Consider the following 10,833-nt stretch of genomic DNA (forward strand, 5'->3'; position numbering starts at 1 on the left):
CGATCATTTATGACTGTTGCTGGGTTGCAACGAACTTGCGTGACTCATCGATGGAGCGTTGCATATCTCTTATCAGAAGGTCAATATCCAGCTTGATGTCACCTAATTCACCCCTGAGCGCAGAAATAGCCCGTGCATTGAGATTATGTTTCAGATATAGAACCTGATCCCGAAAGGCATTAAGAACCGGCTTGCCACACAGAAGAACGGCTATCGGAGGCAGAAGTATGGCCAGAAAATAACGCATAGTGTCTCCCTGATTTTGTTTCAATTGCTCATGGCTGGTTTATACATCAGAAGTAGCCTGTTTCTGTGCGAGCAAATCGAGCAGTTTCAGTACTTCTTTCTGAAGGTTCCCGGAGGCCAGTGCAAGATTGGAAGCAAATTCTTCTGCAGTGCCATGCTCGCTATCCATCAAGTCTGTCACTGATTTTACTGCAACCAGAGGCGTTTGGTAATGGGAGGCTACCCAGGCAATGGCGGCGGCTTCCATCTCTTTGTTGACCACGGACTCCTGACGCAGAATGGCTTCATCGGTCGGACTCATATCGAGAGAGTTGCCGGTGCAAACAATAGAGGTGGGTAAACCCAGTTTCCGTGCCAGGTCAACCGCGACTTGGCACTGAAAATTACCGTCTCCATAAGCTTCGTAATGCTCACCCATGGGGATACGACGGTCAAAGAAACGGATGCGCTCTCCAATATAAACGTCGCCAATTTTGCAGCCCTTATCTGAAAAAGCACCGCAGGTTCCGGCATTGATGACCAGATCCGGAGACAACAGGCGAAGTGCTTCATACGCTGCCAGAGTTGCCGGTTGGGTACCGACATTTTCCACACCGTGAACAGAGTCGGAACCGTTGGTAACCAGATTGATGCTCAGATTCTTGTATTCACCAGCAAAGTTTTTACAAGGTAGTAATGGGTTTATGTCGTTTGTTTCAGTCAGACCCAGTTTCTCAATGAGTGGCGCTGCTTCCTGTTTCATAGCCACAATCATTGTAATTCTTTTCATAGCGATCAATTCGGTTGATATTGGAATTTTATAGTTTCCTGTTATAAGCAGTTAATTCCAATAAGTAAAACCTTATATTTTTATCTGCCCTCCTCCTCATGCCATTTCGGCATTAATCCTTCGCTTTAGGCATTTCACAAGCTTAGTGGGAATCGTAATGATAGAACCATAGTTTCTAATTTTGTTGCTTATCTTTCGGTCACGAATTCAACGGAGTGTGTTGTGTTAGGAGTACTGGGTGGAATGGGGCCGTTGGCTACCGTTGACTTTATGCAAAAAATCATTGCTTTGACAGAAGCCAGCAAGGATCAGGAGCATCTGCCCATGCTGGTGCATAACGTTCCTCAGATTCCTGATCGCAGTGCCTGCATTCTAGAAGGTTCCGAGGACCCTTTTCCGGCTTTGTTGAGAGGGTTGAGAAGCCTTGAGCGGGGCGGTGCCCAGTGTGCTGTGATTCCCTGTAATACTGCGCATTTCTGGTTTGATAAGCTGCAAAAACAGGCCCGGATTCCAATGATCAGTATCCTGGATTGTGTACAACAACATATCCGAAGGAACAATCTGGGCAAAATAGGTATTATGGCAACCAGCGCTACGGTCTCAGCCGTCATGTACCAGCAGCAAATAGAGAACGATGGTCGTGAATGTCTGATACCTGATCAGGAGGTGCAAACACTGATGATGGATGCCATCTATGATATCAAGGCAGGGGGGCTGGAACGGGGCAGTCAACGTATGAAAATGGTTTTTGATGATCTGGTTCGCCAGGGCGCTGAAGCGGTTATTCTGGGCTGTACAGAAATCCCTATCGGTCTTGCTGGCGTTGCGAGCACAAATCCTGAACAGTGCATTGATGCAACAGCGCTGTTGGCCAGGGCTTGTGTTTACTGGCACAGCCAGCAAGAAGAGAAAGTAGCTGCTTGAGAAGCGGGGGCAAGTTGAACTGAAGTCTGGGAGTAGCGCCTGAATGAATCTGGAAACCAAGTGGCTGGAAGATTTTCTGGCATTGGCCGAGCTGAGAAATTTTTCCCGTGCTGCTGAGTTTCGAAACATCACGCAGCCTGCTTTTGGCCGAAGAATACGTTCTCTGGAACAGGCAGTCGGTTTTGAATTGGTAGACAGAGGAACAATACCCATCAAACTGACTCCAGAGGGACGGCTTTTCAGAATAACGGCCAGGAACCTGCTTCGTCAAATGGAAGAGGGTCTGGGGCAGTTACAAGGAGTTGTCTCTGGACAGGCCATTGATTTTGCAGCAGCTCACTCCCTGTCGGTGACTTTGTTACCGGAATTGATTCAGCGGATGAGTGGAGATGAGCAACTGCTGCAAACCCGTGTAGAAAGTATTGATGTTGATCTGGCGGTAGAGGCTCTGCAGGAGGGTAATTGTGACTTTCTCCTGGCATTCAATGTTGAAGCCTTGATGCAGCCACCCTTTGAATATCTGAAGCTGGGGATGACACGCCTATTGCCTGTTTGTTCGTCTGATGATCGGGGAGAACCGTTGTTTTCTGATGCTGATCCGGACATTGTGCCTCTTCTCAGGTACAGCCCCAATGCTTTTATGGGGCGCAAGGTTAATAGTCTGTTGAGTACATCTGACGTTCCCGTACTCTTTCAAACGGTCATGGAATCGTCTCTGACCAATCTACTCAAGGAAATGGCTCTTAAGGGCAAAGGGGTTGCCTGGTTACCGGATTATTCCGTACAGGATGAACTGGAGTCAGGGCAGCTGGTTCCCTATTCTGAAAGACCTGACTGGACGGGTGCCATAGAAATTCTGCTCTACCGAAACTCCGTCCGACTGCATGCCAGGGCTGAAAGGTTATGGGCAGAATTGAGCCAGCGTTGCGAATCAGGTTGGCAGTTGATGGGAACCTTCCAATGACTGATCTGCCCAACAAATTAAGGGCAGGAAATTCGTCCGATCACTCACAAATTTTTACCGATGGTGTGATAGGTTTGCTGCCAGATTTTGAATTTTTTGGGACGCTTGGTCATAGCTTTAAGTGAAGCAATGCGTTTTGATGCGTGGTCAGGGTTTTTCAGCCAGCCCAAGATCAATAAATTCGCTTCTTTCATCCTGTTGAATTTAACCAGTGCCCAGATCAGGGCGTGTTTGGTGTGGAAATCAGCAGGATAGGTTTCAACCAGAACTTTTAAATAAACAATAGCTTCACCGTATTTGCCTGCCTGTTCCAGCCTGCTAACGATTTTTCTCCAGTATGATCTTATATCCCAGCCATTTTGATGATCACAGAGAAGCTGCCTCCTGATCATTTCTTTTGGCATGGAATGAGTGGAGGTTTGGGTAACCGTTCTCGGAGGTCTTTTCTGTGCCGGTCTTTTCTGCCCCGGCCTGACAGGAGCAGTGCTCGAGGCCCGGCGGAGAGGCTCATCGACAAATGGGTAGAGGTTTCTCAAGGCAGCAGGTACAAAAACAGGAGCCTCGGGATTTAAGGGGATAACTCTCCACGTGTTGTCTTGACTTGATTGGGTGCGTTTCAGTAACCGACCTCTTATAAAACGAATGTCAGTTAAGTGATCAACTTTAAAAGCCGCTTCTTCATTTTGGGAAAAAAACTCTGATTCACAGGATTCATCGGTTAACTGGAATTGGAGACGCTTATCGAATACGACACAGTTTGAGGTATTAATCAATGAAACATTACTGTGCTCTTTTAGTTCGTCAAACAACTCCTGAGCATTCCGGGAAGTGACGTGAACATGAGTTTTGAACTGCCTGACTTGATAGCCCCCTGCGGTTAACTCAACAATAAAGAGGGTTACAAAACCGTCTTCATCGATAGTAACCAGTATTGGCAAAGTGACAGGAGGTAGAAGCTGTCTGATGGGCATTTCATCAGTATTTTGGCGGGCTTTTGCTTCGGTCTTTGTCAGATCCAGTCGTTGGGGTGTCAGAGCAGAGGGTAGATGGGGTTCCTGCGGGAAAGAGGGCAAACCGTTGTCCGAGGCGATAAACAGAAAGGAAAGCGGATTGTGCAGGAATGATAAAATCGATAAGGCAGACAGCACAGCGGACCAGCTTTGCTGCTCAGTACTCATGACCGTTGAGCTGAAAGTGACGTCTGGTGAGTGGGCGATGTCGATCAGCTTGCCAAGGTTGAAGTCTGATTCTGTTAGATATACGTCGCTGGTTTTGCAGGCACCTTCGACAACAGCACTGATGAGTAGCTTATTCTTTTCTGGCTTGAGAGGGTGAGTCAATCCAAACTGTTTTTGGGCTTGCCAGATGCCTATCCAGTTTGTCGGTGCGGTCAGGGGAGCAGCAGCTATTACTTTGATCGAATGAAGGCTACAACAAGTCATTATACCGGTGAACAGAGGGACCATGACAGGTCGTAAAAACACCTTTTCACTGCTCGCTTTCGATCGCATGGAATTGCCCGAATACGCTGTAAGTAAGGCAGCTCGTGAAATGCCTTTCGCTACCTGTTGAAGAATTCAATTAATATAGATGCGGGCAGAGGAAATGCCAGATTGGCTGGATGATTCAATAAGGTACTGCTGTAATGATGGGCGATCCTGTGACTTGCTATGTTTATCCAGTATTCAAGCCTTTCATGGTAGAGTGTGTTTTTCACCATTATGTCAATGAGCAGACGTTGAAATGACCGATAAGCCGGAACGATCCGAAAATGAACAAGATGCTGTGGACGGCCTGTTTCCCGTCGATGAGCACTTTGAAGAAGTGGTCGAAGGTGGGGAGACAGTTCGCCACAAGGGCATCTATGTACTGCCCAATCTGTTTACAACAGGCAACCTGTTCTGTGGCTTTTACGCCATAATCAGTGCTCAGGCAGGTTTTTTTACCCAAGCCTGTATTTCAGTCTTTGTCGCCATGATTTTGGATGGGCTGGATGGTCGTGTTGCCCGGATGACTAATACCCAGAGCAAGTTTGGTGCGGAGTACGACAGTCTGGCAGATATGGTGACCTTTGGTGTAGCGCCTGCGATGGTGGCCTACAGTTGGGCTCTCAATGATCTGGGGAAAGTAGGCTGGATGGTAGCTTTCATTTATGCGGCCTGTGCTGCATTGCGACTGGCTCGTTTTAATACTCAGCTGGAAGTGACGGATAGCCGCTACTTCACTGGTTTGGCCAGCCCTGCTGCCGCAGCACTGGTCATAGGCATGGTATGGGCGCTGAGTGATTTTGGTATCGATGGCAACATGCTGGGTATTGCATTGCTGGGGGCTCTGATTACAGGTCTGGCCGGAGTATTGATGGTCAGTAACTTTCAGTACAACAGTTTCAAGAAATTGGACCTGAAAGGTCGGGTACCTTTCATTTTCATGATTGCCATGGTTTTGGCTTTTGCCGTTGTCTTTACTGATCCACCCAGAGTGCTGACGTTGATTTTCCTGAGTTATGCCTGTTCGGGACCGATTATGTTCCTGATAGGAAAAACCAGAAAGCAACCTGCTTCCGAATAACCTGAGAGAAAAGCTGACATTGTCAATATGTTCTCTGTCTTTCCCGCCATTGAGTATCCATATTGACTTGGGCAGAAGACGGAGGCAGGGTGTCTGCCCCTCGAATGAGGTCGGCAGCCCTCTCTGCCACCATGATCGTGGGAGCATTCAGATTTCCATTGGGTATGATTGGGAATAAAGACGAATCCACTACCCTCAACCCTTCCAGTCCTCTGACTCTCGTCTGTGGGTCGACTACGGCCATGTCATCCATTCCCATCTTGCAGGAGCAGGACGGATGATAGGCACTTTCTACAGATTCCCGGACAAAGCTATTGATCTCTTCATCAGTTTGAACGCTTTCTCCCGGTTGTATTTCTGAGCCACGATATTCATCGAACGCTGGTTGATTGATGATTTCCCGAGTCAGACGAACACACTGTCTGAAGCCTTCCCGGTCTTCTTCGTGGGACAGATAATTGAACTGTATACCGGGATGATCATCTGGATTGGCTGACACCGCTCTCACCCAGCCACGGCTTTTGGGTTTGTTGTGGCCGATATGAACCTGAAAACCATGACCATCAACAGCGCTTCTGCCGTCGTAGCGCATGGCTGCCGGCAGGAAGTGGTACTGCATATCAGGCCACTCGACGCCGGCTTTTGAACGGATAAAACCACAAGATTCAAAATGATTGGTCGCACCCAGCCCGTCTTTCATGAAAAACCAGCGAGCGGCAATAAACAATTTATTGAGCGGGTCCAGTTTGCCGTTAAGAGTAATCGGCTTTTTGCAACGGAACTGGAAGTAGAACTCCAGATGGTCCTGCAAATTTTCACCTACACCGGGCAATTCATGCTGAACAGCTATACCTGCGTCTTCTAATACCTTTCGAGGGCCGATTCCTGATAATTGAAGAATATGAGGTGAGCCAATAGAGCCTGCAGAAAGAATGACTTCTTTACTGACCAGTACTTTTTTTATGAGTCCTTTGTGTTTATATTCGACACCCGTTGCCTTTTTGCCTTCCAGCAGAACCCGCTGGACCTGAGCATGGGTCACCACCGTCAGATGGCTTCGCTTCATGGCCGGTCGAAGATAAGCATTGGCAGTGGACCAGCGTATACCGTTCTTAACGGTCATATGCATGGGGCCAAAACCTTCCTGTCGAGCACCGTTGTAGTCAGTGGTCTCCATGTAGCCTGCTTCTAGCCCAGCCTTTATAAAGGTTGAATAGAGAGGGTTTTTCATTTCATTGCCATTATTAACCGCTAATGGACCACTATCTCCCCGATAGTCATCGCCACCGAAAGCCCAGGTTTCTGCTTTACGAAAATACGGCAGGCAGTGACGATAATCCCAGTCAGTAGCTCCGTGCTGATGCCATTCATCAAAATCTTTGGCGTGGCCCCGAACGTAGACCATGCCATTGATGGAAGAAGAGCCCCCCAGCACCTTACCCCGGGGGCAGTGCATACGACGGTTGTCCAAAAAAGGCTCGGGTCGGCTTGTAAACTGCCAGGCATACTTTTCGGTATTCATGGGAATGGACAGTGCCGTTGGCATTTGAATAACAATGCTCTTGTCACTCCCGCCGGTTTCAATCAGCAGAACCTGATTATTGACATCTTCCGTCAGACGATTGGCCAGAACGCACCCGGCAGAACCGGCCCCGACAATGACATAATCATACTTTGTCATGGTCGTGCTCCTTGAATGCAGAGTTAGAAAGGACTCTCCAGAGGCTTCATACCCATATACACTGCTTTGACCTGAGTGTAATGCTTCAGCGTTTCAACACCATTTTCACGACCCGTGCCGGACTGCTTATAACCACCTACTGGCATTTCAGCCGGCGAGGCTCCGTAGTAATTGATCCAGCAGATGCCGGCCTGAAGCTGGTGAATAACACGGTGAGCGCGGGTGATGTCCTGAGTAAAGACTCCAGCTGCGAGGCCCAGTTCGGTGTCGTTGGCACGGGCAATGACTTCTGCTTCATCTTCAAAGGTGAATACCGCCATAACGGGGCCGAAGATTTCCTCGCGGGCAATGGTCATGTCATCGCGGCAATCTGAAAAAATGGTGGGTTCAATAAAGAGGCCATCGGGTGCTGTAGAGGGGGTGGCTGGTTTTCCTCCGGTCAACAGGGTGGCACCTTCCATAACGCCCTGATGGATGTAGTCAAGAACCCGTTGATGATGTTTCTCTGATATTAACGCACCCATGTTGGTACATGGGTTCATGGGGTCGCCCAGCACAATATTATTTTCAGTGCGTTGCTGCAGCTTTTCTATAAAAGCCGGATAGATAGCCTTGTGGACATAAACCCGTGTGCCGTTTGTACAGACTTCGCCCTGGGTATAGAAGTTACCGAGCATTGCTCCGGAGACGGCATTATCAAGATTGGCATCTTCAAAGATGATCAGGGGGGACTTGCCGCCCAGCTCCATGGTGACCTCTTTTAATGAAGAGGCTGCACCGATCATGACTTTTTTGCCGGTGCTGACCTCTCCGGTGAAAGATATCTTGGCAATATCAGGATGATGGGTCAGCCAGGCACCGACTTCACCGTCACCCTGGATGACATTGAAGACGCCAGCGGGCACGCCTGCCTCGATAAAGATCTCGGCCAGCTTCAAGGCACCCAGAGGCGTTTCTTCAGACGGTTTGAAAATCATACTGTTGCCGCAGGCCATCGCCGGGGCAGCCTTCCAGCAGGCAATCTGAAGGGGGTAGTTCCAGGCGCCTATTCCGGCACAGATGCCAAGAGCTTCGCGGCGGGTGTAATAAAAGTCATCGCCCAGGCACTGCTGGTTGCCTTCAATGGAAGGAGCCAATCCAGCAAAAAACTCAATAGAGTCGGCGCCCGTAACCACATCAACCACGGAGGCCTCTTGCCAGGGTTTACCTGTATCGAGAACTTCAATTCGGGCCAGTTCATCGTTACGTTCGCGCAAGAGGCTGACAGCTCGGTTGAGGATGCGACTGCGCTCCATACCATTCATTCTTGACCAGCTTTCAAAGCCTTTTTGAGCACTGGCAACAGCAGACTGGCGAATGGCGTCATCGGCTTTCTCTACGGTATAAATGATTTGACGAGTAGCGGGATTGATCACCGGAAACGTTTCTTTCGTCTCATTGGCCAGGTATCGGCCATCGACAAAGTTCTGATAGCAAGGTAATGACACAGGTAACTCCCTCGGGTATCAGTTGCAAAGCTGAGGACGTTCTCAGGCATCGATAGTTGGAACACCGAATTAATTCTATGTGAAAACGACAAAAAAGCCGCTAATAAATGATCAAGTCAGCGGGTTGATGGAATATTTACTGGCGAGATGACGTCCATGATTTTGAAATGTGAATCTGCGCCATTAAAACGAGCGTAAAAGGTAAATAAGAGAATTGTGCGGGAGAGTATCGATGCTGATTAAGACCAGAAAGTCTGGAGACGTCCGCAGCAGTGAAATAACATCAGAAAGCGTTTACGAGGATCGTCGCCGTTTTTTGAAAATGGGTGGACAGTTTGCCTGTGTCGGCATGGGGCTGGTTGTGGCAGGTTGCGGTGATGCTGCAGATACCCGGTCAACCAGGAAGTCGGCGGGTTCAGGCTATGATGACGTTCCACAGCTTTCTGCCCCTGATTGGCTGAAAGAGAAAGTAGCCAGCTATCAATCCAGTCGCTTCACAACCGATGAAACGTTAACCCCCTACGCCAGTGTGGCTGGTTACAACAACTTTTATGAGTTTGGCTACTCAAAAGACGACCCTGCCAAATACGCTAAAAATATGAAAACAGACCCCTGGTCGTTAGTGGTTGAGGGGGAGATTGAAAAACCCGGTAAATACACTTTGGAAGATATACTCAAGCCCCACGATGTTGAGGAAAGAATCTACCGTCTTCGCTGTGTAGAAGCCTGGTCGATGGTTATTCCCTGGGTGGGTGTGTCATTGGCCAACATGTTCAAGCGTTTTCAACCCAATTCCAGGGCCAGGTTCGTTCAGTTCGAAACACTCCATGATCCTGAACAGATGCCGGGTCAACGCTCCCGTCTCAGTGCCATTAAATACCCGTATGTCGAAGGGCTTAGAATAGATGAAGCCATGAACCCTCTGACTTTTATGGCTATTGGCCTATACGGCAAGACACTGCCGCCGCAAAATGGTGCCCCTCTGAGACTGGTTGTTCCCTGGAAGTATGGCTTTAAGAGTATCAAGTCCATTGTCAAAATCCGTTTTACTGAAACCATGCCACAAACCACTTGGGTTAAATCAGGTCCGAGCGAGTATGGTTTTTATGCCAATGTGAATCCTGAAGTCGATCATCCGCGCTGGAGCCAGAAGCAAGAGCGCAGATTGCCTAACTCCATCTGGGAGCCAAACCAGATTGAAACGCAAAAGTTCAATGGCTATGGCGAAGAAGTGGCTCATCTCTACAAGGGGATGGATCTCAGGAAATTCTATTAAAGGTCGTGTGATGGACTGGGTTGCAAAGTTAAAATGGCTTGTTTTTCCAATATGTCTGGTGCCATTGGTCTGGCTGATCAATGCTGTTATCACTCATCAACTGGGACCCGACCCGGCGAATACCCTGACCCGGGATTTGGGCGAGTGGGCTTTAATCTTTCTTTGCATCAGTCTGGCAGTTACCCCGGCAAGAAAAATGACAGGGATTAACAAACTGATCCGGTTCCGGAGAATGATCGGGCTCTTCGCACTCTTTTATGCAGTACTGCATGTAATGGCTTATCTTGCATTCTTGCTGGGCTGGCAGTGGCAAACACTGTTGGAAGATCTCTATCAGCGTCCTTATGTCATGGCGGGTGCTTTTGCGATCCTGATACTTTCTGTACTGGGAGCCACATCAACCAAGGCCATGATGCGCCGGTTAGGGAAAAAGTGGGTGAAGTTGCATAAGCTGGTCTATCTGGCTGCAGGTCTGGCGGTTTTGCATTTTGTCTGGCTGTCAAAAAGTGACTATACCGAAGCGGTAATATTTGGTTCTGTGCTCGCTGGTTTGATGTTGTTCAGGCTGCCTACCAAGTGGCGACGGGCTCGATGAGCCCTTTTTTAGCGTTTTCATGAGAGGTTTGTGGCATGAGGTCTTTTTTTAATCTCATATTATTAACTTTTTGAGTTGTTCTTGTTATTAATCTATATTCATAGCTCAATAATTGATTGATTTGAGATAAAAAAGTGAGTAGGTACATTCCACCTCCGCCAAGAAAGGACTTTCAGCAGACGGTTGATGAGATATACGAAAGTCAGCCTGAAAAGATGAAAGATTACCCAAACTGAGCGAAAAGCCCCGTACTTTGAGGACGGTGATGGATAGCTCGGCTTGCGCAGAGCAAGCCCATAAATTATCATTCTTTCCGTCTCTTG

The 10,833-nt window shown here is 48.4% G+C and carries 11 protein-coding genes; 5 read left to right on the forward strand and 6 right to left on the reverse strand.

Going from position 1 to position 10,833, the window contains the following annotated elements; all coding sequences use genetic code 11:
- Positions 1–7: 7 nt before the first annotated feature.
- The gene (locus tag KDK19_RS23900; RefSeq protein ID WP_257282241.1) at positions 8–247 is read right to left on the reverse strand and encodes a DUF2959 domain-containing protein; all 240 of its coding nucleotides are present in this window, start codon (positions 245–247) and stop codon (positions 8–10) included.
- 39 nt (positions 248–286) lie between these two features.
- The gene (locus KDK19_RS23905; protein ID WP_257274657.1) at positions 287–1,015 is read right to left on the reverse strand and encodes a hypothetical protein; all 729 of its coding nucleotides are present in this window, start codon (positions 1,013–1,015) and stop codon (positions 287–289) included.
- A 222-nt stretch (positions 1,016–1,237) separates the two neighbouring features.
- Here KDK19_RS23905 and KDK19_RS23910 point away from each other — a divergent pair, with 222 nt between their 5' ends.
- Both KDK19_RS23910 and KDK19_RS23915 read left to right on the forward strand, forming a co-directional pair.
- Positions 1,238–1,939: an amino acid racemase gene (locus tag KDK19_RS23910; protein WP_257253296.1), complete on the forward strand. Its 702-nt coding sequence runs from the start codon at positions 1,238–1,240 to the stop codon at positions 1,937–1,939.
- Positions 1,940–1,982: 43 nt separating this feature from the next.
- Positions 1,983–2,903, forward strand: coding sequence for a LysR substrate-binding domain-containing protein (locus KDK19_RS23915; RefSeq protein ID WP_257253298.1), 921 nt, complete (start codon positions 1,983–1,985; stop codon positions 2,901–2,903).
- Between the two features lie 44 nt (positions 2,904–2,947).
- Here KDK19_RS23915 and KDK19_RS23920 read toward each other — a convergent pair whose 3' ends face one another.
- Positions 2,948–4,414, reverse strand: a complete 1,467-nt coding sequence (locus KDK19_RS23920; RefSeq protein WP_257274655.1) for a tetratricopeptide repeat protein — start codon at positions 4,412–4,414, stop codon at positions 2,948–2,950.
- A gap of 232 nt (positions 4,415–4,646) precedes the next feature.
- On the opposite strand from KDK19_RS23920, the gene pssA reads away from it, so the two are divergent.
- Positions 4,647–5,471, forward strand: coding sequence for a CDP-diacylglycerol--serine O-phosphatidyltransferase (gene pssA, locus KDK19_RS23925; RefSeq protein ID WP_257274654.1), 825 nt, complete (start codon positions 4,647–4,649; stop codon positions 5,469–5,471).
- A 22-nt stretch (positions 5,472–5,493) separates the two neighbouring features.
- On the opposite strand, the gene betA is transcribed toward pssA, so the two are convergent.
- The gene (gene betA, locus KDK19_RS23930; protein ID WP_257253301.1) at positions 5,494–7,152 is read right to left on the reverse strand and encodes a choline dehydrogenase; all 1,659 of its coding nucleotides are present in this window, start codon (positions 7,150–7,152) and stop codon (positions 5,494–5,496) included.
- Between the two features lie 23 nt (positions 7,153–7,175).
- Positions 7,176–8,639: a betaine-aldehyde dehydrogenase gene (gene betB / locus KDK19_RS23935; RefSeq protein ID WP_257287798.1), complete on the reverse strand. Its 1,464-nt coding sequence runs from the start codon at positions 8,637–8,639 to the stop codon at positions 7,176–7,178.
- Positions 8,640–8,871: 232 nt separating this feature from the next.
- Between betB and msrP the strand changes: the two genes are divergently transcribed.
- Positions 8,872–9,915 (forward strand): protein-methionine-sulfoxide reductase catalytic subunit MsrP, encoded by a 1,044-nt coding sequence (gene msrP, locus KDK19_RS23940; protein ID WP_257293107.1) that lies wholly within the window; start codon positions 8,872–8,874, stop codon positions 9,913–9,915.
- A gap of 10 nt (positions 9,916–9,925) precedes the next feature.
- Positions 9,926–10,510, forward strand: a complete 585-nt coding sequence (locus tag KDK19_RS23945) for a sulfite oxidase heme-binding subunit YedZ (protein WP_257293108.1) — start codon at positions 9,926–9,928, stop codon at positions 10,508–10,510.
- A gap of 105 nt (positions 10,511–10,615) precedes the next feature.
- Here the strand turns inward: KDK19_RS23945 and KDK19_RS23950 are convergent.
- Positions 10,616–10,833: hypothetical protein (locus KDK19_RS23950; RefSeq protein WP_257293109.1), on the reverse strand; the 218-nt coding region annotated here is incomplete at its 5' end.

The organism is Endozoicomonas sp. ONNA1, from assembly GCF_024606325.1.
GTDB lineage: Bacteria > Pseudomonadota > Gammaproteobacteria > Pseudomonadales > Endozoicomonadaceae > Endozoicomonas_A.

Bases quoted from the DNA above. Each gene is read 5' to 3' on its own strand.
- KDK19_RS23900 (WP_257282241.1), bottom strand. From the start codon at position 247: ATGCGTTATTTTCTGGCCATACTTCTGCCTCCGATAGCCGTTCTTCTG.
- KDK19_RS23905 (WP_257274657.1), bottom strand. From the start codon at position 1,015: ATGAAAAGAATTACAATGATTGTGGCTATGAAACAGGAAGCAGCGCCA.
- KDK19_RS23915 (WP_257253298.1), top strand. From the start codon at position 1,983: ATGAATCTGGAAACCAAGTGGCTGGAAGATTTTCTGGCATTGGCCGAG.
- KDK19_RS23920 (WP_257274655.1), bottom strand. From the start codon at position 4,414: ATGCGATCGAAAGCGAGCAGTGAAAAGGTGTTTTTACGACCTGTCATG.
- pssA (WP_257274654.1), top strand. From the start codon at position 4,647: ATGACCGATAAGCCGGAACGATCCGAAAATGAACAAGATGCTGTGGAC.
- betA (WP_257253301.1), bottom strand. From the start codon at position 7,152: ATGACAAAGTATGATTATGTCATTGTCGGGGCCGGTTCTGCCGGGTGC.
- msrP (WP_257293107.1), top strand. From the start codon at position 8,872: ATGCTGATTAAGACCAGAAAGTCTGGAGACGTCCGCAGCAGTGAAATA.
- KDK19_RS23945 (WP_257293108.1), top strand. From the start codon at position 9,926: ATGGACTGGGTTGCAAAGTTAAAATGGCTTGTTTTTCCAATATGTCTG.